At 43.1% G+C, this 24,378-nt stretch carries 22 protein-coding genes; 12 read left to right on the forward strand and 10 right to left on the reverse strand.

From position 1 onward, the window contains the following. The first annotated feature begins 59 nt into the window (after nucleotides 1-59). Both ctaD and MIC7126_RS0101100 read left to right on the forward strand, forming a co-directional pair. Nucleotides 60-1,796: a cytochrome c oxidase subunit I gene (ctaD, locus tag MIC7126_RS0101095; RefSeq protein WP_017651268.1), complete on the forward strand. Its 1,737-nt coding sequence runs from the start codon at nucleotides 60-62 to the stop codon at nucleotides 1,794-1,796. A 92-nt stretch (nucleotides 1,797-1,888) separates the two neighbouring features. Continuing rightward, complete coding sequence (locus tag MIC7126_RS0101100) at nucleotides 1,889-2,515, forward strand: cytochrome c oxidase subunit 3 (RefSeq protein WP_017651269.1); 627 nt, start codon at nucleotides 1,889-1,891, stop codon at nucleotides 2,513-2,515. Between the two features lie 92 nt (nucleotides 2,516-2,607). Here MIC7126_RS0101100 and MIC7126_RS0101105 read toward each other — a convergent pair whose 3' ends face one another. From MIC7126_RS0101105 to pilM, 6 genes are all read right to left on the reverse strand, one after another. Next, a complete protein-coding gene (locus MIC7126_RS0101105; RefSeq protein ID WP_017651270.1) occupies nucleotides 2,608-2,853 on the reverse strand; it encodes a DUF2281 domain-containing protein in 246 nt (81 codons plus the stop codon). 117 nt (nucleotides 2,854-2,970) lie between these two features. Beyond that, a complete protein-coding gene (locus MIC7126_RS0101110) occupies nucleotides 2,971-3,375 on the reverse strand; it encodes a four helix bundle protein (RefSeq protein ID WP_017651271.1) in 405 nt (134 codons plus the stop codon). A gap of 202 nt (nucleotides 3,376-3,577) precedes the next feature. Next, on the reverse strand, nucleotides 3,578-5,995 hold the full coding sequence (locus MIC7126_RS0101115) for a type IV pilus secretin family protein (protein WP_017651272.1): 2,418 nt from the start codon (nucleotides 5,993-5,995) through the stop codon (nucleotides 3,578-3,580). Between the two features lie 250 nt (nucleotides 5,996-6,245). Next, nucleotides 6,246-7,010: a hypothetical protein gene (locus MIC7126_RS0101120; protein WP_017651273.1), complete on the reverse strand. Its 765-nt coding sequence runs from the start codon at nucleotides 7,008-7,010 to the stop codon at nucleotides 6,246-6,248. Continuing rightward, nucleotides 7,007-7,774, reverse strand: a complete 768-nt coding sequence (locus MIC7126_RS0101125; RefSeq protein ID WP_017651274.1) for a PilN domain-containing protein — start codon at nucleotides 7,772-7,774, stop codon at nucleotides 7,007-7,009. Before MIC7126_RS0101125 ends, MIC7126_RS0101120 begins: the two co-directional genes overlap by 4 nt. Nucleotides 7,775-7,778: 4 nt before the next feature. Continuing rightward, a complete protein-coding gene (pilM, locus tag MIC7126_RS0101130; RefSeq protein ID WP_026099946.1) occupies nucleotides 7,779-8,885 on the reverse strand; it encodes a type IV pilus assembly protein PilM in 1,107 nt (368 codons plus the stop codon). A gap of 277 nt (nucleotides 8,886-9,162) precedes the next feature. Here pilM and MIC7126_RS0101135 point away from each other — a divergent pair, with 277 nt between their 5' ends. Continuing rightward, the gene (locus tag MIC7126_RS0101135; RefSeq protein ID WP_017651276.1) at nucleotides 9,163-10,461 is read left to right on the forward strand and encodes an ABC transporter substrate-binding protein; all 1,299 of its coding nucleotides are present in this window, start codon (nucleotides 9,163-9,165) and stop codon (nucleotides 10,459-10,461) included. 51 nt (nucleotides 10,462-10,512) lie between these two features. Here the strand turns inward: MIC7126_RS0101135 and MIC7126_RS0101140 are convergent, their stop codons facing one another. Beyond that, nucleotides 10,513-11,781: a bifunctional folylpolyglutamate synthase/dihydrofolate synthase gene (locus MIC7126_RS0101140; RefSeq protein ID WP_026099947.1), complete on the reverse strand. Its 1,269-nt coding sequence runs from the start codon at nucleotides 11,779-11,781 to the stop codon at nucleotides 10,513-10,515. A 142-nt stretch (nucleotides 11,782-11,923) separates the two neighbouring features. Between MIC7126_RS0101140 and MIC7126_RS0101145 the strand changes: the two genes are divergently transcribed. Next, nucleotides 11,924-12,955 (forward strand): hypothetical protein, encoded by a 1,032-nt coding sequence (locus tag MIC7126_RS0101145; protein ID WP_017651278.1) that lies wholly within the window; start codon nucleotides 11,924-11,926, stop codon nucleotides 12,953-12,955. Between the two features lie 11 nt (nucleotides 12,956-12,966). Here the strand turns inward: MIC7126_RS0101145 and MIC7126_RS0101150 are convergent, their stop codons facing one another. Beyond that, on the reverse strand, nucleotides 12,967-13,779 hold the full coding sequence (locus MIC7126_RS0101150) for a Uma2 family endonuclease (RefSeq protein WP_017651279.1): 813 nt from the start codon (nucleotides 13,777-13,779) through the stop codon (nucleotides 12,967-12,969). Nucleotides 13,780-13,858: 79 nt separating this feature from the next. Next, the gene (locus tag MIC7126_RS0101155; RefSeq protein WP_017651280.1) at nucleotides 13,859-14,680 is read right to left on the reverse strand and encodes a carbohydrate ABC transporter permease; all 822 of its coding nucleotides are present in this window, start codon (nucleotides 14,678-14,680) and stop codon (nucleotides 13,859-13,861) included. 275 nt (nucleotides 14,681-14,955) lie between these two features. Between MIC7126_RS0101155 and MIC7126_RS0101160 the strand changes: the two genes are divergently transcribed. The 6 genes from MIC7126_RS0101160 to folE all read left to right on the forward strand — a co-directional run bounded on the left by MIC7126_RS0101160 (nucleotide 14,956) and on the right by folE (nucleotide 20,148). Further along, a complete protein-coding gene (locus tag MIC7126_RS0101160) occupies nucleotides 14,956-15,651 on the forward strand; it encodes an aldehyde oxygenase (deformylating) (protein ID WP_017651281.1) in 696 nt (231 codons plus the stop codon). 270 nt (nucleotides 15,652-15,921) lie between these two features. Further along, entirely contained in the window at nucleotides 15,922-16,941 is a 1,020-nt protein-coding gene (locus tag MIC7126_RS0101165) for a long-chain acyl-[acyl-carrier-protein] reductase (protein WP_017651282.1), read from the forward strand. A 22-nt stretch (nucleotides 16,942-16,963) separates the two neighbouring features. Then, on the forward strand, nucleotides 16,964-17,278 hold the full coding sequence (locus MIC7126_RS31500; protein WP_081602981.1) for a hypothetical protein: 315 nt from the start codon (nucleotides 16,964-16,966) through the stop codon (nucleotides 17,276-17,278). Further along, complete coding sequence (locus MIC7126_RS0101170) at nucleotides 17,227-18,207, forward strand: acetyl-CoA carboxylase carboxyltransferase subunit alpha (protein ID WP_017651283.1); 981 nt, start codon at nucleotides 17,227-17,229, stop codon at nucleotides 18,205-18,207. Before MIC7126_RS31500 ends, MIC7126_RS0101170 begins: the two co-directional genes overlap by 52 nt. A gap of 364 nt (nucleotides 18,208-18,571) precedes the next feature. Next, complete coding sequence (locus tag MIC7126_RS0101175) at nucleotides 18,572-19,297, forward strand: SDR family oxidoreductase (RefSeq protein WP_017651284.1); 726 nt, start codon at nucleotides 18,572-18,574, stop codon at nucleotides 19,295-19,297. Between the two features lie 143 nt (nucleotides 19,298-19,440). Then, the gene (folE, locus tag MIC7126_RS0101185; RefSeq protein WP_017651286.1) at nucleotides 19,441-20,148 is read left to right on the forward strand and encodes a GTP cyclohydrolase I FolE; all 708 of its coding nucleotides are present in this window, start codon (nucleotides 19,441-19,443) and stop codon (nucleotides 20,146-20,148) included. A 34-nt stretch (nucleotides 20,149-20,182) separates the two neighbouring features. Here folE and MIC7126_RS0101190 read toward each other — a convergent pair whose 3' ends face one another. Then, nucleotides 20,183-20,818 carry a phosphoribosylanthranilate isomerase gene (locus MIC7126_RS0101190; RefSeq protein WP_026099948.1) on the reverse strand — a complete coding sequence of 212 codons (636 nt, stop codon included), beginning with the start codon at nucleotides 20,816-20,818 and terminating at the stop codon, nucleotides 20,183-20,185. Nucleotides 20,819-21,089: 271 nt separating this feature from the next. Between MIC7126_RS0101190 and MIC7126_RS0101200 the strand changes: the two genes are divergently transcribed. Then, nucleotides 21,090-22,925 (forward strand): two-component system response regulator, encoded by a 1,836-nt coding sequence (locus MIC7126_RS0101200; RefSeq protein ID WP_017651289.1) that lies wholly within the window; start codon nucleotides 21,090-21,092, stop codon nucleotides 22,923-22,925. Nucleotides 22,926-22,976: 51 nt separating this feature from the next. Beyond that, nucleotides 22,977-24,293 carry a hybrid sensor histidine kinase/response regulator gene (locus tag MIC7126_RS0101205; protein ID WP_017651290.1) on the forward strand — a complete coding sequence of 439 codons (1,317 nt, stop codon included), beginning with the start codon at nucleotides 22,977-22,979 and terminating at the stop codon, nucleotides 24,291-24,293. Nucleotides 24,294-24,378: the final 85 nt, after the last annotated feature.

Here is a 24,378-nt window from a genome sequence, read left to right on the forward strand (position 1 = left end):
ATACAAAAAGATTAATTGCCTCTTGTCTCTAGACCCTAGACCCTAGACCCTAAATTCTTATGACACAAGCTCAAATACAAGAAACCGCTAACTTTCCCGTCCTGGCTCCTGAACCAGGGGAAAGACACTGGCGAGATTTCTTTGGTTTTAGTACCGACCATAAGGTGATTGGGATTCAATACCTCGTCACTTCGTTTGTTTTCTACTGCATCGGCGGGGTGATGGCTGACTTGGTGCGTACAGAATTACGCACGCCGGATGTAGATTTTGTCACTCCAGAAGTTTACAACAGCTTGTTTACCTTGCACGCCACAATCATGATTTTCTTGTGGATTGTGCCGGCTGGTGCGGGATTTGCTAACTATCTAATTCCCCTGATGATTGGGGCAAAAGATATGGCATTTCCACGACTAAACGCTGTAGCTTTTTGGATGATTCCCCCTGCAGGTTTGTTACTCATCGCTAGTTTAGTGGTGGGTGATGCACCAGATGCGGGTTGGACTTCCTACCCACCTTTGAGCTTGGTAACAGGTCAAGTGGGTGAGGAGATTTGGATTATGAGTCTCCTGCTTTTGGGTACGTCGTCGATTTTAGGGGCGATAAATTTCCTCGTCACCCTATTTAAGATGCGGACTCCGGGAATGGGAATCCATCAAATGCCTTTGTTTTGTTGGGCGATGTTTGCCACTTCCTGCTTGGTGCTGGTATCAACACCAGTACTGGCTAGTGCGCTGATTTTATTGTCTTTTGACTTAATCGCCGGCACAACATTTTTTAACCCGACTGGCGGTGGCGACCCTGTGGTGTACCAGCATATGTTTTGGTTCTATTCCCACCCAGCAGTCTACATCATGATTTTGCCCTTTTTCGGGGGCATTTCCGAAATATTGCCAGTTCATGCCCGTAAACCAATTTTCGGATATAAAGCGATCGCTTATTCTTCCTTGGCGATTAGTTTCTTAGGGTTAATCGTCTGGGCACACCACATGTTCACCAGCGGTATCCCTGGTTGGTTGCGGATGTTCTTCATGATCACGACGATGATCATCGCCGTCCCCACTGGCATTAAAATTTTTAGTTGGTTGGCGACTATTTGGGGTGGCAAAATTCGCCTCAATACTCCCATGCTCTTTGCTATGGGCTTCTTGGGTACCTTCGTTATTGGTGGAATTAGCGGCGTGATGTTAGCTGCAGTTCCCTTTGATATCCACGTCCACGATACCTATTTTGTGGTAGCGCACCTCCACTACGTGCTGTTTGGCGGTAGCGTCCTGGGCATTTTTGCCGCCATTTACCACTGGTTCCCAAAAATGACGGGACGGATGTTTAACGAATTTTGGGGCAAGGTGCACTTTACCTTGACAATTATCGGTTTGAATATGGCCTTTTTACCCATGCACAAGCTGGGTTTAATGGGCATGAACCGCCGTGTAGCCCAATACGACCCCAAATTCACATTTTTGAATGAAATCTGCACTTACGGCGCTTATATCCTCGCTGTTTCCACGCTGCCATTTATTGTCAACGCCATTTGGAGTTGGTTATATGGCCCCAAAGCAGGTAATAATCCTTGGAATGGACTGACCTTAGAGTGGATGACTACCTCACCACCGGCGATCGAGAATTTTGCCAAGCTCCCGGTATTGGCTACGGGCCCTTATGACTACGGTTTGGAAAAAGCTAAACAAGGTGTACCCTTATCCGATCCCAATCCTCTGTTATCTGCTGGCCCCAATTCAGTCTTAAGAGCCGAACCAGACCCAGCGGTAGCGGCGAATCCCGAAGACCGCAAATAAAAGCTAAAGTGTGAAGGCTGGAGTATCAAGTATTATTTTTCATCCTTCATACTTCAGACTTCATCCTTCATCCTTCATCCTTTAAAAGATTCATGCAAAGTCAAATTATTGACCCAGCGAAAACGGAACTAAATCATCACCACGCGGCGGAAGTTGCAGGTGGTCATCATGAAGCCCATCCAGACCATCGCTTGTTTGGTCTATTTGTCTTCTTGATTGCAGAAGGAATGATTTTTATTGGCTTATTTGGAGCCTATCTGGCTTTCCGTTCCACATCACCTGTCTGGCCGCCAGAAGGAACACCAGAATTAGAATTATTGCTTCCTGGCGTTAACACTGTGAACCTAATTGCTAGCAGTTTTGTGATGCACAACGCGGATACTGCTATCAAGAAGAATGATACACGCGGTGCTCAAATCTGGCTGGCAATTACTGCAGCTATGGGCGCAGTTTTCTTAGTAGGTCAAGTGTATGAGTATACACATTTAGAATTTGGTTTGACCACTAATTTATTTGCCAGTGCATTTTACGTCTTGACTGGTTTTCACGGGTTACACGTGACAATTGGTGTTTTAGCGATCGCAGCTGTATTATGGCGATCGCGCACCAAGGATCACTACAACAGTAAAAATCATTTCGGGATTGAAGCTGCCGAAATTTACTGGCACTTTGTAGACGTGATTTGGATTATACTTTTTGGGTTGTTATACCTGCTTTAAGTATTAATTAATCACTGTAATTAAATAACTCTAAAAGCCCCTGATTGGGGTTTTTTTATAACCAGATTGTGTCGGGTGATTAAAAAACGTACTTACAGGTTATTAACGATATCTCTGGGAAAATTACCCCACATTTCTTGACGCGCTTGAGTAATATCTTGCTCAGAAATATCTACTGCTAAATCAGCACATAACCCTCGAATGCTACGTAACGGAATTTTAGGAGTATTTTTTTGATACAAAAATTCAGCAAAATTTAATAACTCTTGTTGTTTATCTACAGGTAGTTGACGCAATTTTTCTAATACTGCTTGCTCAATATTCAACGGCTGCCGCATAAATTTTATTTCCTGGACAACTGCCTAAATTATAAATGTACTACTTAGTTGTGATGAAGTTAAGGGGTGGTGGGGTGGTGGGGAGGTAGGGAGATGGGGTGGTGGGGTGATGGGGAGTTAGTGTTTGTTGAGTTTAATGACCCATGTGGAGGAGTTGGCGATCAGGTTGACTAGTTTACCGAGAATTTGGTTAGATGTTTTGTAGAGCGATCGCCCCACTTCAATATCCAGATAATTACATTTAACGGCAAATTCTATCCAAATTTGAGTTTCTGCTGCTTCTGCTTCTGAGTCACTCAGTTTCGCAACAAAAGCCGCTTCATAACGCCGCTTGCGCCAAGCCTCCGCCAAATTAGCACATATAGAACGAGACGAACGACGAATCTGATCAGTTAAAGAATATTTCTCCTCCACAGGAAATCTTTTCGACCACTCAAAAATTTGCATAGCCGCATCGAAAGCCATTTGATAAACTTCTAAATCTCTATGGCTCTTAATCCCACCTTTCCTCACACTAGACATCACCTTATATCTCCCTAAACTTCAAAATTTCCTCACCTTTCATCCACCCCCCATCACCCCATCACCCCATCACCCCATACTTCGGCTCCGCTCAGTACAAGTCACCCCATCACCCCACCACCCCACCACCCCATACTTCGGCTCCGCTCAGTACAAGTCACCCCATCACCCCATCACCCCACCACCCCATCACCCCATCAAACTAATTACCGGGCGCCTTAAACCCACGGCGTTCGAGAATTTGCCGCACTTCTGGGCTAGGGTTGTAGTTATAACCGTAAGAGGAGCGCTCGGAGTCATCCATAATTTGAGGCGTGAGCAACACAATCACCTCTCTGCGTTCATTTTCTCTATTTGTCTTTCTAAACAGCGAACCAAGGAGAGGAATATCACCCAAGATGGGAATTTTGGAGACACTTGTGCGGTCTGAATCTTGAATAATACCTGAAAGAATTAGTGTCTGACCATCTCTGAGACGAATTAAACCGGATTGAAGACTTCTTGCTGCTAAAAGAGTAATCGCCCCATCTGAAGTTGGCGCTGAACCACCAGGTGCAGATACAGTAGGTGCAACAGACAAGGATACAAATCCATTGTCATCTATTCTTTCAATCTTAACTCTAACAGTTAGACCCGCATCCTTAATAATAGGTCTTCTATTAGAAGAAGATTGTGAATTTAGCCCTGTTGATGAACTTTGCGCTGAAGTTTCAAAACCTCCAAATACTTCCGTAGTCAGTTTAACAAGAGCCTCCTGTCCTTCTTGCACTGTCAAAGTCGGGTCAGTCAAAATCTTGGCATTACCATTTGTAACCTGAGCTTGTAGGCTAGCAAGAAGACGTTTGGGAAACTGGTAGAGTGAAGGTAAGCTGGATGTAGCTGTTGCACGAGTGCCTGGGGCATAAGTACTAGTTTGTCTTCCTGTTACAGGGTCGGTAGTAATTGTTACTGTATCGGGTGTTCCTGGTGTGAAATTTGAAAGACCAGGGACAGTTGGATTGCTACTTGCTGGAGAAATAGATTGAAGGAAGGTCGCATCACCTGGAATCTCTTGCACGACTCGACCATTTTGTATCACTCTTAAACCTGAACCTCCATTTGGCACGGTAAATGTACCATTTTCGTTCAAGAGAGGAGTTCCTGTAATTGGGTTTGTAATCACCGGTGTCTGAGTGATACTGTTTGCCACTTCACCACTATTCGCTGGTCTAGAACCACCAAAATTTAGAGTGGCTGCGCCACCATCATTGCTAAAAAAGTTATTACCAAGCCCAAAGGAAAAGCTACTGTTATAATATTGAGTCCCTAACAAGTTAACATCAATAATCTTGACGTTAATTGCCACTTGACGACGCCGGACATCAAGTTGAGTTAGTTGAGCTACTGCAATATTAAGTAGTTGAGGAGAGCCAACTAAAGTTACAGAATTAGTGCGCTCGTCTCCTAATACCTGCAAACCTCTCAGTAACGGGTTAGAGTCTTTAAAATCAACTCGTTGAGTTTCCACTCTAGTTTCTGTAGTTGTCTGCGTTTGGGTGACTGCAGCGTTAGCCGCACCACCTACAGGTACAGCATTTACACTCGTAACAAGTCTTTCTCTGCTAATAGCACTTTCTGCGCCTAACCCGACCAAAAAGTTTAAAGCGACTCCCACTGTCACCTGATTCAGTCGCAGACTACGCATCACCGTATCACGGGTAGAATTAGGTAGCTTCGGCCCCACAAAAATCGTGCGATTGCTGCGGTTAGCCTCCAAACCACTCAAGCGCAAGACATAGTTAAACACATCTTGCACAGGTTCATTTTGGATATCGAGGGAGATGGTTTGAGATACTCCTGCTGCATCTTTTCCACCTCCTTGCTCGCTACCTATATAAGCCAAGTTCAGATTCGCCGCACGGGCTAGTAATGATAAAACCTCCCGCACTGGTGCATCTCGCAACACTAAACGTGGTACTCGTTCCTGAGTTCCTAAATCAATGGTGCTGGGAGATGCATCTGTATTGGAAGTGGCGATATCTCCTACTGGTGGGGCGACCGCTCTAGGTAGGAAAGGCGGTGCTTGGTTGACGGGTTGACCAGGACCTGCGGGTTGTGCGGGTTTACCGTCAATTGTGACTACTGGGTTAGGGACGAGTACATCGGGTTTATTACTGGGCGCAGCTGGTGTGGGTGCGGTGGCTCCCGCTGGGGGTGCGGAAGCTGCAGTACCTGCAGAAGGGGTGAAGGCGAGGCTAATGCTGTCTTGCTTGCGGTCTGCGGGCTGACTGTTGGGGGCGTTGTTGCTTCCAGTTACCACCACCCGGATGCTATTGGCGTCTAGTTGCAGAATCTCAACTGAAGCAATTCCTGGTGCGGGGTTATCTTGGCGAAAACTATTGCCTTGTGGTAAACGTAGTTGAGTATTAATAATATCTGCAACTGAGGATTTGCCTCTTTTAGTCGTGAAAATTTGCGGGCGACTACCTGCAGAAGTTTTTAAGTTAACGCTAATTCCGCCATTGACAGGGTTTAGCTTCACTTCCGTAATTTGAGTAATCTGGGCCCAAGCTGGCTGGGCTGCTAAAAACACAAAAGCGGTAGTGCCGAATATTAAACTGTTACCGTGAAGTTGTTTCACAGTTAATTCCTCACCTGATAAATTCTTGTTGACAAAATAACTTTTTCTACTGGTTTGAGCATCTTATTCATACCCGACAGGCGATAGTACTCCCCACCTCCCCATCACCCCACCTCCCCATCCCCCCATCACCCCATCCCCCCATCACCCCATCCCCCCATCACCCCATCACCCCATCACCCCATACTTCGGCTCCGCTCAGTACAAGTCACCCCACCACCTTCAACGCACACACTACATGCTGAATAGATTATTTTTTGGGAATTGCTTGTTTAGCTGCTGCGGCTATTTCTTCTGGATTAAGGGGCATTAATGCTTGCAATTGGAAGGTTGTATTAATCATTTGTGGTTTATTTCGCCGCACTGTTTTATCTGATAAATCAATCGGCTCTGGTGGCGCTAATTTTGATTGATAATCTTTAAAGATCAACAATGGTTGCAAGCGTTCAATATTCCGAATAATAGATTGTGTTTGTTCATAAGTACCGACAATTTCAATATTGATCACGCTACGTTTTAGTTTGCCATCTACTTGTGTTCCCAAGCTGCCATCGGTAATCGGTTCTGATTTTTGGGTGACTGGGACAAATTTCTGCAGTTTGGCTCTAACAAGATTGTTTGGTGTGAGCACATTCCCAGATTCTACTAGTCGGTTGATGTCGAGCAAGATTGTGTCTAGGGTTTTTTCGTTAGAAAATAAAGCTAACACCTGGATCCGTTGCTGTTTGGCTTGAGCGAGTTCGTTTTTTACTTTGTCAATTTCTCTAATACTGGCGTTTTTTTGGTCAATTTGTGCTTGCAATTCGTTAACTTTTGTTTGTTGTTGCTGAAAGGTTTCCCAAGCTGGCATTACCATATTTAGTAATATGTATAATCCTCCACCCAGTCCTAAAACTGCAACTAAAATGCCGATAACTGGCGGTGTGAAACTAATACCAAAAACCACAGGAGCAGCGGGGGTATTTAGCTCATCTCCACTTTGGTCTGCAAAATTCAAATCATCACTCAGCGTCATTTGGAAATGACTCCTGTTTGTTGTATGCTACGAATTCGTGTTACTAATCCCACTGTGCCTTTTTGTTCTAGCTCCCGGATTAAATCAGAGGCGGGAATGTCGCTCAAACTGGCTTGAATTGTGTATTTAACTACTTGTGGTGGGGGAATTGATGCATTAGTGTTGTTGCTATTAGGTGGTAGTGGTGCATTCACTAACTCTGCTGTGATAATTCTGCTGTCTGTAGACTTCAAGAATCGAGATTGTTGCAGAGTCAAGAGGAAATCATTCACATCATTAAAAGAGCGAGCCAAACCGCTGATTTCTATACCACCGGCGGGGTTGGGTGAGGGCTGACCTTTGTCTGCAGTTATGGGTGGGGTTTGCTTAATTGTTTCGATTTGTACTGATGCGGGAATGCGATCGCGCAAATCTTGTAACATAGCTGACCAAGGACGAATTTGATCAAAAACCGTGACTAAAGCTTGGGTTTCTGTTTTTACTTGCTTGGTTTCTTGACGAATTCTCTTGATATTGCCGATTGCTGTATCTAATCTCTTGTTCTCTTGGTCGAGTTGTGCTGTTTTTTGCTCCAATTCCAGATTTTTTGCCTGTAACAACCACCACCCACCACTGACCAAACCAGGGAAAATTACTCCCAGAGCCACTCCTAAATATATCGGTGTTAAATTCCCCACTGGAAGCCGAATTTTTATGCCGTTTTTATCCTTCGGCTGTTGATTTTGGGGACGGTCTTTGAGGAAATTAATATCTAAACTGTACATGTTCCTATACCTCCCGCATTCCTAAACCAAGGACAATTGCTAAACCAGAGCGTTGTGGAGTCGGATATTTTTCCTCATCCACCCCTATCGATAAAGCTGCTATGGGGTCAATTTGAGTGGTCGGTAAACTCAATCTTTGAGTAAAAAACTCATCTAAACCTTGTAATCCACCTCCAGGCCCAGCGAGTAAAATCTGTGCTACCTCCAAGTTTTCATTTTGATTCAGATAAAAGTCGATGGAGCGCCGCAATTCGTCCGTAATTTCATTGGCTACTCTCAGTATGGCCGCCATTCCCGGATTAGCTTCAGTTATCCCAGTTTTCCCATCATCCATAGGAGTTGGGACAATAATCATTCCCTGTAACAGTTCCATATCTCGTGATGTCGGTAAGCTCATCGCCCTTGATAGAGCAGTTTGCATTTGATAAGTACCTATGGGTATCGTCCGCGAAAACTGAGGTACACCGTTAACAATAATGGCTATTTCCGAACTGTCGAACTCGATATCAACTAACACCGCTGCTTCTTGTGGTCCCAATTGTCGCAATTGTTCACGAATTGTCCGCAGCAAAGCAAAACTGTTAATTTCTAAAACATCAATTTGTAATCCTGCTAGCTCAAATGTGCTGATATATGTATCTGTCACCTCCTTACGAGTAGCTACTAAGAGAACTTGCACTTTTTCGATACCATCTTCGTCTACAAAGTAGTTAAGTTTCTGATAATCAACATCAGCTTCCTCACGGGGATAAGGTAAATATAAACTGGCTTCATGGTTCAAAACCATATCACGCAGTTCTTTGTCATCTAACTCCGCAGGTACGGGGATTAAACGGACAACCGAATCTCTTCCAGGGACACCAGTCGCCACGCGAGAAGCCTTGATTTTGCTGTCAGCGAGCGCCTGCTGAATTAATTCAGCGACGCCGCCAGGGTCGTTAATTTGACCATCGCTAATCAGTCCTTCGGGAACAGTTACTGATGCTAATGCTTCTATTTTTAAGCCTTGACGCTGTTTGCGTAGCTGAACTATATTCACCCGTTCTGGTGCAAGTTCAATACCGATTCCTTTATGAGATTTGCCAAACAAACTATTGAAACTTTTCACCACAGTTTTGCTCGCTGAACTGCTAAGTTGAAAAATCAAATGATATAGTGTTTCTCGTTCTAGTGAGGTACATTTGGTTGAGGTTAGGGATTAGGAACTAGAGGCTAGTTTGTAAGTGTTATGTCTTTTTCCTAAAGCTAGTAAAAAGCCAAACATCCCAAAACCTTCATACTTCATCCTTCATCCTTCATACTTCATCCTTCATACTTCATTTGACCTTATAATCTCGATAATTCTGCATAACCTTTTCACCGTAGGCAAGCGTAAAAATACGAGTAAAATGTTTAAAATTCAAAAACTCCAGAAATTCACCATTTGGGCAATACTTGGTTTATTAACTAGCTGGATTGTTAGTTGTAGCACAGGTAATGTTGACTCAAGCACAAAATCAGCTGCTGTTGGCGGTGCGAATATTGAGTTTTGGACAATGCAACTCCAACCTCAATTTACTGACTACTTCCAAAGCCTGATTGCGACTTTTGAATCACAAAACCCAGGTATAAAAGTAAAATGGGTTGATATACCTTGGACGGCGATGGAGAACAAAATCTTAACAGCTGTCTCCGCAAAAACGCCACCTGATGTTGTTAATCTCAATCCGGATTTTGCTTCTCAACTTGCAGGGCGAAATGCTTGGCTGGACTTGGATACAAAAGTTTCCCCAGAAGTACGTTCTTCATATTTGCCAAATATTTGGCAAGCTAGTACGCTAAATGGTAAAAGCTTCGGTATTCCTTGGTACCTCACCACACGGTTAACCATTTATAACACTGATTTATTAAAACAGGCAGGCGTCAGTAAAACCCCCAGTACTTACGCGGAATTAGCACAAGTAGCCCAGCAAGTTAAAGATAAAACAGGAAAATATGCTTTCTTTGTGACTTTTGTACCGCAAGATTCCGGTGAAGTGTTGCAATCTTTTGTACAAATGGGAGCTACTTTAGTTGATACTGCAGGGAAAGCGGCTTTTAATTCTCCCCAAGGGAAAGCAGCTTTTCAATATTGGGTAGATTTGTATAAAAAAGGACTACTCCCTAGAGAAGCTTTAACCCAAGGACATCGCCATGCGATAGATTTATATCAAGCGGGAGAAACCGCCTTATTAGCTTCAGGGCCGGAGTTCCTCAAGACTATAGCTAATAATGCTCCGAAAATAGCACAAAATTCGGCGATCGCACCTCAACTCACAGGCGATACAGGTAAGAAAAATGTCGCAGTGATGAATATCGTCGTTCCCCGCGAAAGCAAACAACCAGACGCTGCGGTCAAATTCGCTCTCTTTGTCACCAATGACGAGAATCAATTGGCTTTTGCGAAAGCTGCTAATGTTCTACCATCGACAGTCAAAGCATTATCAGATAGTTACTTTAAGGATGTTTCAACCAATGCTTCCTCAGTGGAAAAAGCCCGTTTCGTCAGTGCTCAACAATTACAACAAGCAGAAATTTTGACCCCACCTTTAAAGGATATTAAAAAGCTGCAAAAAGCAATTTATGAAAATTTGCAAGCAGCAATGTTAGGGGAAAAAACAGTAGATAAAGCTGTAGAAGATGCAGCGCAACAATGGAACAATAGATAGGGAATAGGGAATAGGGAATGTCCAGTTCCCTATTTTTCATCCAGGTTTAATCTAAAATTTTTCTGCACTATTTTCTATTTCCAAAAAATGCCCGATTAAATATAGAGAACCGCACAATACAACTAAATTGTTTGTGTTAGCAAACGCTGCTGTTAATCCGGAAAACAAGTCTGGATAAGATTGACAAAAACTCAAGTTTGGGCAAACATTCATAGCCAATTTAGCTAATTCCTTGGGGTTGGCTGATCCATTGTTGGGTATGGGTACAAGCAACAATCTTTCGCCATTTCGCAGTAAGGCTTGAAAAATTTCTGCATGGTCTTTATTTGCCATCATTCCTATTACCCAAGTTATCGATGATGTATCTAAGGTATCGACATAATCGCGTAATACTTGGGCACCTGCAGGGTTGTGAGCACCATCTAATAATAATTTATGCTGTTTCCAAGTCAACCATTGAATCCGTCCTGGCCATTTAGCTTTTGCCATACCGTTAATGATGGCTGATTCGCTGATTTGCCAACTTTGTTTTTGCAGAATTTCTAATGCGGCTAAAGCTAATGCTGAATTAGTTAATTGAATTTTTCCCTGTAAAGGTAGAGGATATTTAATTGTTTCTGAATCAGTCAATTTTTGATACTCAGCCCATCCTGTGTCAAGTTGGCGAGCAGGTTGAGGGGTAAAGATTGGGCAATTTAATTTCAGAATAAGCGATCGCACTACTTTTTGTGCTGATTCTGGCAAAGGCCCAATCACCGCAGGACATCCAGCTTTGAGAATTCCTGCTTTTTCTCCGGCAATATCAGCAATGGTAGGGCCGAGTTGTTGTGTGTGATCCAGGCTAATAGAAGTAATAATTGTTACTAATGGTTGCGGACAGACATTAGTCGCATCTAAACGCCCTCCCAGTCCCACTTCTACCACAGCTACATCGACTTGTTGCTGGGCAAAATATAGCCAAGCTGCAGCGGTGACTACCTCAAACTGAGTTGGGGATTCCTCCTCAGCAGCAACAGCTTCTGTCACCTGCAGTATTAATTGCGAGAACTCATCACATGTAATTGGCTGTTCATTGATGCAAATGCGTTCTGTCCAATCCACAAGGTGAGGAGAAGTGTAACGCCCTGTACGATAACCCGCTTGTGTCAGCACAGCAGAAAGATAAGCGCAGACAGAACCTTTACCATTAGTACCAGCAACATGAATAGTCGGTACTTGGTGATGGGGATTACCGAGATTTGCCAATAATTTGTTGATGCGCGCAAGTCCTAGATTAATACCAAAGCGCTGAAAAGGGTTGAGGAGTGAGTCGATATTCACAGTTAGGGATTGGGGTAGGGCTAATTCAAAGTCAGGAAAGCACAATTAATACCAATTTATAAAAAATGTGATTCTACTTCACCACCAGAGTACACAGATTGTGGCATAATAAGCCGATCGCATAAACTACCTGCTATTAGTCGTGCAATATAACGAATCGCTCAACGATATTGCGGCTGCGTTGCAACAGCCGGCGGATCTAAGCTTTGAATTACCAGATCCGGAAGATGAACAGATTCCGGAGTCAGATTTTCAGCAGCAGTTGGACATAGCATGGCAAGTATGCGATCGCTTTGACTTACAAACGGAAATTTGGCGGGGGCGAATTTTACGGGCGATCCGCGACAGAGAGAAGAAGGGCGGTGATGGTAGAGGTACGGGCTTTTTGCACTGGCTCAAAGAGCGAGAAATCAGCAAAAGTCAGGCTTATTCTTGGATTCAACTCGCAAACAGTGCTGATACCCTTTTAGAAGAGGGTCGATTAGCACCAGAATCGGTGAATAACTTCAGTAAACGCGCCTTTGTGGAAACCTCCAAAGCCGCTCCAGAAGTACAACAAATGGTGAGTGAAGCCGCCCAAAAAGGCGATCGCATCACCAGACGCGAAGTCCGACAACTCACCGACGAATGGACAGCGATGTCTTCTGATTTACTCCCTGAGCCTGTGAGGGCAAAAGCCGCAGATAATACCCTGCCGCCGCGCTACATTGCCCCTCTGGTGAAGGAAATGGAAAAACTGCCAGAATCTCACCAAAAGTCCATACAAAAGGAAATAGCCGCCAATCCGGAGGTAGATACTCTCAAACAAGTCACAACAGAAGCGCGTTGTTTAGCAAAATATCTCAAATCTGCAGCCCAAGTCCAAGCTCTGAACGCAGAGGATGTGGACATTGAAACAGCTTTAGAAGAAGCTCAACGCATCGGCTGTTTAAGCGTCGCTGCAGATTTGGTAAATCAAGCCTCCCAAATAGAACAAACCGTAGCCAAGTTGTACATGACTTGGAAACGTATCGGTAACTTAGCAGATAGATTATACGTTGATACTGGTGCGAGTACACCCAACTTGCGATCGCTCCTCAGTTGCATCGAACCCCTAGGAGGCGAAATCATGGAACTGCAATTAAGTGGTGCTGTGGAACATACAATCAGGTTGCAAATTCAAGAAACGAATTAATTCCCTATTCCCTATTCCTGTTCTTCATCACCAAAATCCGGCTCAACACCGAGGGCGCGTAGTTGCGCTGCTAATCTTTCTGCTCGTCGCCTTTCTCTTTCGGCGCGTTGTCTTTCCCTTTCAGCTTGTTGTCTTTCAATCTCCGCTTGTTGTCGTTCGATTTCGGCTTGCTCTGCGGGTGTGAGTACCCAACTACCAGAAGAATCATACCACCGCAACCATTGCCGCTCGATGCCTTGATACACACCACTCCAAAGCCCTAAACCTAGCTGAATGTGATTGAGCCAGATACGCCCCTGATTGATTTCTAACTCGATGTAGCTACTACCTTGTAACTGAAAAACCTTTAATTGGTCAGTGTAGCGGTCAAAAACTATGTAATATGGAACTCTGAGAATTTGTTCATAGACTTCCCACTTAGTCGGGGGTTGGCTAGCGTCTCGTAAAGTTTGTCCCAAATCTTCTTTTTCTGTTCCTGGTGAAAGCAGTTCCACCACCACAAAGGGATTCACCCCTTCTTGCCAAATTACATAACTCAGTCGCAGTTCTTGTTGCTCATACAACTTCGATACACCAACAACCGCGAACCAGTCAGGACGTTTGTACCACAAGGGATGACGAACATCATAGTAAAGATTTAAATCTGTGCCAATAAATACCTGGTTTTCTGGGAAATTAGCAGGACAAAAGGTTTCACGTAGTAGCTGCGGTTGTAAAAGATGAAATTCATCAGGCAAACCGGGTTCCTCTGGGTCTTCGCTAGGAAGATCATACATTGTAGGTAAGTATTCTTTGGGGGGACGCGGTGGGTCGGTTTGATACATAACGGCTACTAGCAAGAGGGGAAGTAGTCAACCTGAGTACTATATTGCTATTGTGACAGGCTGCTCATAAAGCGATCGCTTAATTTTTAATCCCTGTTGTCGCAATCCCTTGAAGAAATTGCCGTTGACCAATGAGGAATAGTACCATCACAGGTACTGTGGCAATTGTTACCGCCGCCATCATCAAAGGCCAGTTGTTGGTAAATTGTTCTTGAAACTCTGCTAACGCTAACTGTACTGTCCTTAACTCCGGTCGCGTGGTAAACACCAAGGGTTTAAATAAATCGTTCCATTCACCGATGAAGGTGAATAAAAACAGCGTTACTAAGGCGGGACGAGCCAGAGGTAACATCACTCGCCACAAAATTTCCCATCGATTTGCACCATCAATGGCGGCCGCTTCCTCTAATTCCACAGGAATTGTTTGGAAATATTGACGTAACAGAAAAATCCCAAAGCCGTTGACAGCGGTGGGTAAAATTAGCGCGCCGTAAGTGTTGATGAGGTGTCCCCACTTCAATACTAAAAAAATCGGAATCACCAGCAACGGAAAGGGAATTACCAAAGTTGCTAAGACAATCAATAGCAGCGCCTGTCTACCTCGAAACTTCAGCCTTGCAAGGGCGTAACCAGCTAAGGCCGAAGTGATAATTTGAAACGCCGTCACAGCGATCGCTACCAAGGTAGAATTAGCAAACGCTAACAAAAACTTACCCCGCTGCCATGCTTCGCGGTAATTAGCCACAGTCCAGTTATTTTTGAGCAAAACTTCTGGAGTCGCCCCTGCAGGCGCAAAAGATGTGAAGAAGACCACGATTAAGGGCAGTAAAACTATCGCCGCCCCCAACACTAGCACTCCTACACTCAAAAAATCGCTGTATTTCCAGTTAGATTTTGTCATTTGTTATTTTCCCTAGCTCCACGACGCCACTTTACGCCAGTCCGACTGGCGCTTGTACCCGCTATTACAAGGCTGGTTCCTTCACTGGGGGTATCGCCAAGACCGCAAACAAGGAGCCTATTCCCAAATAACTAGAACATCTTCCCCAGCAACAGCTAATCTATAACATAGTGGCTGATTAAGTTAAATTAAATCACAGCGATCGCTACCCTAAATTTCTGGGGTCGATTAAATTTCGGTATCAAATGATTCACATTTACAGGGGTGAACATAACATGCAGCAGATGACAACTCAATCTGACATAGATTTCCACAGCGAAATATACAAAGACGCTTACAGCCGCATTAATGCCATTGTGATTGAAGGGGAACAAGAAGCCCATGAAAATTACATCAAATTGGCTGAATTATTACCCGACTCCCAAGAAGACCTGATCCGTCTCTCCAAGATGGAAAGTCGCCACAAGAAAGGATTTGAAGCTTGTGCACGCAATCTACAAGTGGTGCCGGATTTGGCATTCGCCAAAGAGTTTTTTGCTGGCTTGCACGGCAACTTCCAAACAGCAGCAGCAGCAGGTAAAGTAGTCACATGCTTGCTAATTCAGTCTTTGATTATTGAGTGTTTTGCCATAGCCGCATACAACATTTACATTCCCGTAGCTGATGATTTTGCCCGCAAAATTACAGAGGGAGTGGTAAAAGATGAATATAGCCATCTCAACTTTGGAGAAGTTTGGTTAAAGGAAAACTTTACTACAGCCAAAGCAGAACTCGAAGAAGCAAATCGTCAAAACCTACCTATTGTTTGGCAAATGCTCAACAAAGTAGCAGGCGATGCTCAGGTTTTAGCAATGGAAAAAGATGCTTTAGTAGAAGACTTCATGATTCAATACGGTGAAGCTTTGAGTAACATCGGCTTCACTACCCGTGACATCATGCGCCTGTCAGCCTACGGACTCTCAGCCGCATAAAACTTCCCATGGGGGCAACAAATTCGGTCGCCCCTGATGTATATTACGTTTTGTGTAATCTTTTTAAGAGTTACACCAATTTGGAAAAAAGAATGCAACAGATACAAATCTGAAAACCCAGATAGAGTCTAGCTTTCTTCATTACGAATTACGAATTACGAATTGCAAATTACGAATTACGAATTACGAATTACGAATTGGTACTAGTTATCGTCTTTTAACCCACCGATTCCACGCTTTCGACGCAGCACGCGCCTGATACATCAATACATGTTTGGTCTAATTGGACATCTGACTAGTTTAGAACACGCTCAAGCAGTAGCTCAAGAATTGGGCTACCCAGAATATGCCGATCAAGGGCTAGATTTTTGGTGCAGTGCCCCGCCACAAATTGTTGATAATATCACCGTCACTAGTGTAACTGGGCAAAAAATTGAGGGACGGTATGTAGAATCTTGCTTTTTGCCGGAAATGTTGGCAAATCGTCGCATTAAGGCAGCGACTCGCAAAATTCTCAATGCTATGGCCCATGCTCAAAAAAATGGTATAAACATCACGGCTTTGGGTGGGTTTTCGTCAATCATTTTTGAAAACTTTAACTTAGAGCAGTTTAGCCAAGTCCGTAATATCAAGCTAGAGTTTGAACGCTTCACCACAGGGAACACGCACACAGCCTACATTATTTGTCGGCAAGTAGAACAAGCATCTAAGCAATTAGGAATTGATCTCAAAAGCGCGACTGTTGCCATCTGTGGAGCTACTGGGGATATTGGTAGCGCCGTCACCCGCTGGCTAGATGCAAAAACAGATGTCAAAGAACTATTGCTAATTGCGCGTAACCAAGAGCGTCTCTTAGAGTTACAAGCCGGACTGGGACGGGGTAAAATTATGGCTTTGGAAGAAGCATTGCCCCAAGCTGATATTGTAGTTTGGGTTGCCAGTATGCCCAAGGGTGTAGAAATCGACCCCACAATTTTGAAACAACCAAGTCTACTAATTGACGGTGGCTATCCTAAAAACTTAGCAACGAAAATTCAGTATCCGGGTGTGCATGTACTCAATGGTGGGATTGTAGAACACTCACTGGATATTGACTGGAAAATCATGAAAATCGTTAACATGGATGTGCCAGCACGCCAGTTGTTTGCTTGTTTTGCGGAATCAATGCTTCTGGAATTTGAGAAGTTATATACGAACTTTTCTTGGGGCCGTAATCAGATTACCGTAGACAAAATGGAGCAGATTGGTCAAGTGTCAGTTAAGCACGGATTTAGACCATTGCTAGTTTAAGGCAGGGAGCAGGGAACAGGAAGTGTGGGAAGAGGGGGAGGTGTGGGAAGAGGGGGAGGTGTGGGAAGAGGGGGAGGTGTGGGAGGAAGGAGAAGACGGGGAAGATTACAAGCGTAAGCATAAATTCTTCAATTCTTTTTCTCCCCACACTCCCCACACTCCCCACACTCCCCACACTCCCCATCACCCCACCTCCCCATCACCCCACCTCCCCATCACCCCACCTCCCCACACTCCCGACACCCAATGCCATATCCCCCATTCCCAATTCCCCAATATTAAACTATGGCAACTACCGAGCGTAAACCGCTACTCTTGGATTTTGAAAAACCTTTAGCAGAACTCGCAGCCCGAATTGACCAAATTCGGACACTAGCAGAAGAAAATGGCGTCGATGTTTCTAGTGAGATTCGGAAATTAGAAGCACGAGCGATGCAACTGCGAGAAGAAATTTTTAGCACGCTGTCTCCGTTTCAGCGCTTGCAAGTGGCGCGCCATCCCCGCCGTCCCAGTACACTAGATTATATTCAGTCTATCAGTGATGAATGGATGGAGTTACACGGCGATCGCTGTGGTGGTGACGATCCAGCTTTAGTTGGTGGTGTGGGGCGTTTGGGTGGACAGCCGGTAGTTATGCTGGGTCAACAAAAAGGGCGCGACACTAAAGATAATATCGCCCGCAACTTTGGCATGGCAGCCCCTGGCGGCTATCGCAAAGCGATGCGGTTGATGGAACACGCTAACAGATTTGGAATGCCCATCTTAACCTTTATCGACACACCCGGAGCCTTACCTACAGTCGCAGCAGAACATCAAGGACAAGGAGAAGCGATCGCTTATAATTTGCGAGAAATGTTTTGTCTAGATGTGCCGATTATTTGCACTGTGATTGGTGAGGCTAGTTCTGGTGGAGCGCTGGGTATTGGTATCGGCGATCGCCTATTGATGTTTGAACACGCCGTTTATACTATTATCAGTCCCGAAGGCTGTGCCGCCATCCTCTGGAAAGATGCCAGCAAAGCACCACAAGCAGCCGTATCTCTGAAAATTATTTCCCACGACCTGAAAAACTTGGGTATCATCGACCAAATATTACCAGAACCCATCGGTGGCGCCCACGCCGACCCTCTACAAGCGGCTACAACCCTCAAGCAAGCACTGCTGGATAACTTAGACGAACTCCAGCGCCTCACCTCCCAAGAACGACGCCAACTGCGTTATGAAAAATTCCGCCAAATTGGTGTTTACACGGAAACATCTCACTAAAATCATTCAAAATGATCGATTTGCATAGCAGCAATGCTATAATTGCCTCAGTAACTTAAAGATTTTTAACAATCTTCATCAGTTATGGGCATTTGCACTTTGGGCAAATCTCACTCAATTTGACCAATGAGTGGTGTAATATTCAGCAATCAACTTTGAGTACCTAAGTGGATTTACCAAGCGAACATCTGTTGTCCTCGCTGGAGGAATGCTCAACTGAAAATATACCCAAACAGGCGTCGTGTCATTGCACACGCCAAAAAATTATCGGATTCTTAGACTGATTTAATCTATTGAATCTGAGGGATTTGAATAATTGGGTAGCGAATAGGTTCGCACAACCGCCAACAAATCGGGAGATAGCATGAGTGTCGAGCAAAAACAACAAGCCCTAATTACAGGGGCGAGTAGTGGAATTGGCAAAGCCACGGCTTTAGCGTTGGCAAAAGCCGGAATTAACGTCGCCTTAGTCAGTCGTTCTTTAGATAAACTGGCAGCGGTAACAACAGCAGCCGAACACACAGGGGTGAAAGCTCAAGCCTACGCTGTGGATCTAGCTTGTATTGAGCAAGTAAAAGAAAACATACAAGCGATCGCTCATGACTTCGGCCACATAGACATTCTGGTAAACAGTGCTGGCATAGCTTACACAGCCAACTTGAGCGAAATCCCTTTAGAAGACTGGCAGCAAGTGCTCAACTTAAACCTCACCAGCGTGTTTGAGTGCATTATGGGGATTTTACCAGGAATGCGCGATCGCGGCAGGGGCACAATTATCAACGTTGCCTCTATTGCCGGCAAGCAAGCCTTTCCTGGATGGGGAGCATATAGTGTGAGCAAAGCTGGCTTGATTTCCTTGTCTCAAACCTTGGCACAGGAGGAACGTGTCCACGGAATTCGCGTCACCGCCGTTTGTCCTGGAGCTGTTAACACTGGACTTTGGGACACAGAAACAGTCAATGTCAACTTTGACCGAGCCAAGATGTTAACACCAGAGATTGTGGCTGAGTCAATTGTCCACACTATCCTCCTCCCGCCCCAAGCAGTTATTGATGAATTAACTATTATGCCTAGTGCAGGTGTTCTTTAAATTGGGCATTTTGAATTAAGAACAAAATTTCAATCAGATCTGCTCCCAGTGTTGAGTTGTGAGTTTTTGAGCCACAAATTTCTGCACTCTTGCACCAATCATCTGCATTATCAAAATTTCAACCATTACCCAACACTCACACCATGACTATCGCCGGTTCCAACGGTTCCAATTGCTCTAAATCTCCGCTGATTCCCGACTTGGCAGAAGCTATCACTACCAGACCAGACCGCAATACCCACGATGGGCGAGAGCCTGATTTGCATACACCCAAAGAACAAGAAATAGAGCAAATGACAGACGCCGTGCGTCAAATATTACTGGGTGTAGGCGAAGACCCCGAACGCGAAGGATTGCTGAAAACTCCTAAGCGGGTAGCGGAAGCAATGCGGTTTCTCACCAGTGGTTACAACCAATCTCTAGAAGAACTCCTGAATGGTGCCGTTTTTGACGAAGGCCATAACGAGATGGTGTTAGTTAGGGATATTAACTTTTTTAGCCTGTGCGAACATCATATGTTGCCTTTTATGGGTAAAGCCCATGTCGCTTATATTCCTAATCAAAAAGTTGTGGGACTGAGCAAATTAGCTCGCATTGTCGAGATGTATTCTCGCCGTTTGCAAGTACAAGAAAGACTCACTCGCCAAATTGCAGAAGCAGTGCAAACAATTCTTGAACCCCAAGGCGTGGCGGTAGTTATGGAAGCTACCCATATGTGCATGGTAATGCGGGGTGTACAAAAACCTGGTTCTTGGACTGTCACCAGCGCCATGATCGGTGTATTCCAAGAAGAACAGAAAACGCGCGAGGAATTCTTTAATTTAATTCGTCATCAACCTGCGTTTTTTTAGGGCGTAGGGCAATTGTATTTGCTTTTCTCAAAATCTAAAATGCCCCATTCCTTAATTTTTCAAATAACTGAGCTACTTTGTCTAAGTCTTTATCTCCGGGCGATCGCTCTACTCCGCTAGATAAATCGATGCCGTTGGGGTTAACTTGATTCAAAGCTGCTAAAATATTGTCCGGTGTTAATCCCCCCGCCAAAAACCACGGCCGAGGGGGATTAAATTTTTCTAACAGACTCCAATCTAAAGTTTGACCTGTACCACCCAACTGCTGAGGATGATAAGCGTCAAGGAGTAAGGTATCTATGTATTTTATATAACTATCTATTTGGTCTAAATCCTGGAAATTACGAATTCGCAACGCTTTAATAATTTCTACCTGGGGTAGGAATTGACGCAGTTGGTAGCAAAATTTTACTGATTCATCTCCGTGTAACTGGACACCAGTTAAACCAGAATTAACCACTGTCTGAATAATTTCTAGAATACTGGCGTTGGCAAAAACGCCAATTTTATCAACGTTATCTGGTAACAGTTTTGTGGCTGCGAAGATTTGCACAGCGCTAACGTAGCGTGGCGAAGAGGGTACACAAATAAAACCTAACGCAGTTGCACCCAGAGAAGCGATCGCTACAGATTGTTGTGGTTGGGTGATGCCGCAAATTTTAACCCGCATAATCATACCAGTTTGCCGACAGAAGGCGACAGATAGACGGTGGAATCGTTAAAGTGCAAAGTGTTTATCACAGGTTTTATTATCTCGAAGAATAAGTATAAAAGGAAATAAATTAAATTACCAGCCATAAGCAACAGTACTGGTTGGTGTAAACTAAAATCAAAACCCTTTAAAAATAACATTTTCAAATTCTGCTACGCCGACTTTTTCGGGATTTAGCAAACGAATACCAATTTAAAAAAATTATGGAATTGACTAGAATCAACCCAGAATGAATTACGAGCGGTTAGACCTAGATAAAAAAGATATTTTGTTAATTGATGACATGGCAGACAACCTGCGGGTTTTATCGTCACTTTTGACAAAAGAAGGATATAACGTCCGCAAAGCTTTAAACTGGCAAATGGCTTTAACGGCTTGTCAAACAGTATTACCAGATTTGATTTTACTTGACATTATGATGCCAGAGGTTGACGGCTATGAAGCCTGCCAGTATTTAAAAGCATGGGAATTAACTGCGGATATTCCAGTCATTTTTATTAGTGCTTTAGATGATACCTTCGACAAAGTAAAAGCTTTTAAAGTTGGGGGCGTGGACTATATCACCAAACCTTTTGAGTTAGCAGAAGTATTAGTGCGAGTGCAAAATCAATTACGACTAAGGTCGGCGCAATTGCAAATTTTGCAATTAAATACTGAACTAGAACAAAGAGTGAAACAGCGAACATCAGAGTTAGAAAAAGCTTTAGAAAAACTCCAAGGAGAAATTACATATCGTCAGCAACTGCAAAATAAATTATTGGATATCGCCTTACATGATTCATTAACTGGTTTACCAAATCGGGTGTTATTTATCCGGCGATTAGAAAAAGCTTTACATGGCGCTAAACAGAATGACAATTATCGATTTGCTTTACTTTATTTAGACTGCGATCGCTTTAAAGTTGTCAATGATTCTCTCGGTCATTTAGTAGGAGATGAATTACTTATAGCCCTCGCCCATCGCCTGAAAACAATTGTGTCACCAGTTGGTACTTTAGCTAGATTAGGTGGCGATGAATTTGGCATTCTTTTAGAACATCTCACAGATATTGACACCGCTGTTCAAGTAGCTGAAAATATCCAACAACAACTTTTACTGGCGTTTCAATTGTCGAGATATGAAGTGTTTCTGAGTGCCAGTATTGGTATTGCTTGGGGTAATAAAGACTATGAACGTCCAGAATATTTGTTGAGAGATGCTGACACAGCGATGTATCGTGCCAAGGCTTTAGGCAGAGTGAGATATCATATTTTTGCCCCAGCAATGTATCAAGAAGCCATCCAACTTTTAGAGCTAGAAAGTGACTTACGGAGGGCTATTAACCGCCAAGAATTTATTGTTTACTATCAACCAATTATTTCCTTAGCCACAGGGCGAATTTCTGGCTTTGAAGCTTTAGTGCGTTGGCAACACCCCCGCCGTGGTTTAATTTCTCCTATAGAGTTTATTCCTGTAGCTGAAGAAACAGGTTTGATCAGTAGCATCAACCTTTGGGTACTACAATCAGCTTGTCAGCAACTGCAAATCTGGCAAAATCACCCAGCAATATCAAAAACCATTACTATGAGTGTGAATTTGAGTGCTCGATTGTTTTCCCATCCGCATCTAATAGAGCAAATTGATGCCATAATTCATGAAAAGCAAGTGAATCCGGCAAATTTAGAACTGGAAATTACAGAAAGTGTAATTATGGAAAATAGCCAGGAAGTTAAAACAATTCTCCAGCAATTACAAGAACGAAACATTAAATTAATTATGGACGATTTTGGTACAGGTTACTCATCTTTAAGTTATCTACATCGGTTTCCTTTAAATGGATTGAAAATCGATAAATCTTTTGTCAAACGTATGCAAGAAAACCATGAAGATATGGGTTTAGTACCAGCGATGATTAGCATTGCTGAATCAATGGGTATGAGAGCGATCGCTGAAGGTGTAGAAACACCAGAACAATTAGCGCAATTAAGAAATTTAAATTGTGATTTTGCTCAAGGATATCTATTTTCTCGACCCATAAAACAAGAATTAGTCTTTAATTTATTAACTACAGAACCTCAATGGTAATTATTAATTAGCATTATTATAATAATTAACAATCAATATCCAGCAGAAAAAATGCCTTTAAATCATCAAAAAAACCATAGAGGGAATATTTTGGTGGTCGATGATACCCCAGATAACTTGCGATTATTATCAGTTATGTTGACAGCGCAAGGATTTGAAGTTCGCAAATCTCTCAATGGAAAAATGGCATTAACTGCGTGTCAAATGGTTTTACCAGATGTGATTTTACTTGATATCAATATGCCAGATATGGATGGATATCAAGTTTGTCAAAAACTGAAAGCTGATGAAAAAACTTGTGAAATACCAGTGATTTTTATTAGTGCTCTTGATGATGTATTGGATAAAGTCAAAGCTTTTGATGTCGGAGGCGCGGATTATGTAACTAAACCTTTTCATGGCGCCGAGGTAATATTACGAATTGAAAATCAGATCAATTTACGTCTGTTGCAAATTAGATTACAGGAGAAGAATTTTCTCCTGGAAGCAGCTATTGATAATTTAAAAGCTGCTCAGGTGCAACAAATTCAAAACGAAAAAATGATAGCCCTAGGTAATTTAGTTGCAGGTATTGCTCACGAAGTTAATAATCCAGTCAGTTTTATATATGGAAATTTGCAGTATGCTGATCAGTATGTACAAGACTTATTACATATAATTCATTTATATCAACAAGAATGTCCTCAACCCAGTCCTAAAATTGCCAAAATAATTAAAGATATTGACTTGAATTTTATTACCAAGGACTTGCAAACTATCATGGGTGCAATGTATAGAGGTGCAGATCGGATTCGAGAAATTGTGTTAGCACTACAAAACTTTTCTCGCCATGACGAATCCCTCATCAAGACTGTAAATCTCCATGAAGGTATCGATAGCGCCTTGTTAATTCTACAATATCGCCTTCGACCAACACCAGACCGCCCTCCTATTGTAGTAGAAAAAAATTATGGCAACTTGCCGTTAGTTACTTGTTATCCTAGTGAACTAAACCAAGTATTTATGCATTTATTGAATAATGCTATTGATGCTTTAGAACTAGAAAAAAAGACATATTTACAAATTAATATCTGTACAGAAACGACAGATTTGAATACAGTTAAAATAGCGATCGCTGATAATGGCTTAGGCATAGATGAGTCATTTAAATCGCGTTTGTTTGACCCATTTTTTACTACTAAACCTGTAGGTAAAGGTAGCGGATTAGGGCTATCAATTAGCTACCAAATCATAGTCCAAAAACATCGCGGACGGATTACCTGTACTTCATCACCAGGACAAGGAACAGAATTTGTCTTAGAAATTCCTATTACCCAACCTCATACAAATTCAAAATTTCCAATTCAAAATGAAGAAAATCAGACATAACAAATGTTTGAAAGTTTGTATCTGTTGCATTCTTTTTTCCAACTATTAATACTTTTTAAGTAAAATAAAATCATAAAATTTATAA

Origin of the sequence: Fortiea contorta PCC 7126 (genome assembly GCF_000332295.1) — a bacterium.
Taxonomy (GTDB): Bacteria; Cyanobacteriota; Cyanobacteriia; order Cyanobacteriales; family Nostocaceae; genus Fortiea; species Fortiea contorta.

Excerpts from the sequence above, each read along its gene's own strand:
- ctaD (WP_017651268.1), top strand. The coding sequence starts at position 60 with ATGACACAAGCTCAAATACAAGAAACCGCTAACTTTCCCGTCCTGGCT.
- MIC7126_RS0101100 (WP_017651269.1), top strand. The coding sequence starts at position 1,889 with ATGCAAAGTCAAATTATTGACCCAGCGAAAACGGAACTAAATCATCAC.
- MIC7126_RS0101105 (WP_017651270.1), bottom strand. The coding sequence starts at position 2,853 with ATGCGGCAGCCGTTGAATATTGAGCAAGCAGTATTAGAAAAATTGCGT.
- MIC7126_RS0101110 (WP_017651271.1), bottom strand. The coding sequence starts at position 3,375 with ATGTCTAGTGTGAGGAAAGGTGGGATTAAGAGCCATAGAGATTTAGAA.
- MIC7126_RS0101120 (WP_017651273.1), bottom strand. The coding sequence starts at position 7,010 with ATGACGCTGAGTGATGATTTGAATTTTGCAGACCAAAGTGGAGATGAG.
- MIC7126_RS0101125 (WP_017651274.1), bottom strand. The coding sequence starts at position 7,774 with ATGTACAGTTTAGATATTAATTTCCTCAAAGACCGTCCCCAAAATCAA.
- MIC7126_RS0101135 (WP_017651276.1), top strand. The coding sequence starts at position 9,163 with ATGTTTAAAATTCAAAAACTCCAGAAATTCACCATTTGGGCAATACTT.
- MIC7126_RS0101150 (WP_017651279.1), bottom strand. The coding sequence starts at position 13,779 with ATGTATCAAACCGACCCACCGCGTCCCCCCAAAGAATACTTACCTACA.
- MIC7126_RS0101155 (WP_017651280.1), bottom strand. The coding sequence starts at position 14,680 with ATGACAAAATCTAACTGGAAATACAGCGATTTTTTGAGTGTAGGAGTG.
- MIC7126_RS0101160 (WP_017651281.1), top strand. The coding sequence starts at position 14,956 with ATGCAGCAGATGACAACTCAATCTGACATAGATTTCCACAGCGAAATA.
- MIC7126_RS0101165 (WP_017651282.1), top strand. The coding sequence starts at position 15,922 with ATGTTTGGTCTAATTGGACATCTGACTAGTTTAGAACACGCTCAAGCA.
- MIC7126_RS0101170 (WP_017651283.1), top strand. The coding sequence starts at position 17,227 with ATGGCAACTACCGAGCGTAAACCGCTACTCTTGGATTTTGAAAAACCT.
- MIC7126_RS0101175 (WP_017651284.1), top strand. The coding sequence starts at position 18,572 with ATGAGTGTCGAGCAAAAACAACAAGCCCTAATTACAGGGGCGAGTAGT.
- folE (WP_017651286.1), top strand. The coding sequence starts at position 19,441 with ATGACTATCGCCGGTTCCAACGGTTCCAATTGCTCTAAATCTCCGCTG.
- MIC7126_RS0101190 (WP_026099948.1), bottom strand. The coding sequence starts at position 20,818 with ATGCGGGTTAAAATTTGCGGCATCACCCAACCACAACAATCTGTAGCG.
- MIC7126_RS0101200 (WP_017651289.1), top strand. The coding sequence starts at position 21,090 with ATGAATTACGAGCGGTTAGACCTAGATAAAAAAGATATTTTGTTAATT.
- MIC7126_RS0101205 (WP_017651290.1), top strand. The coding sequence starts at position 22,977 with ATGCCTTTAAATCATCAAAAAAACCATAGAGGGAATATTTTGGTGGTC.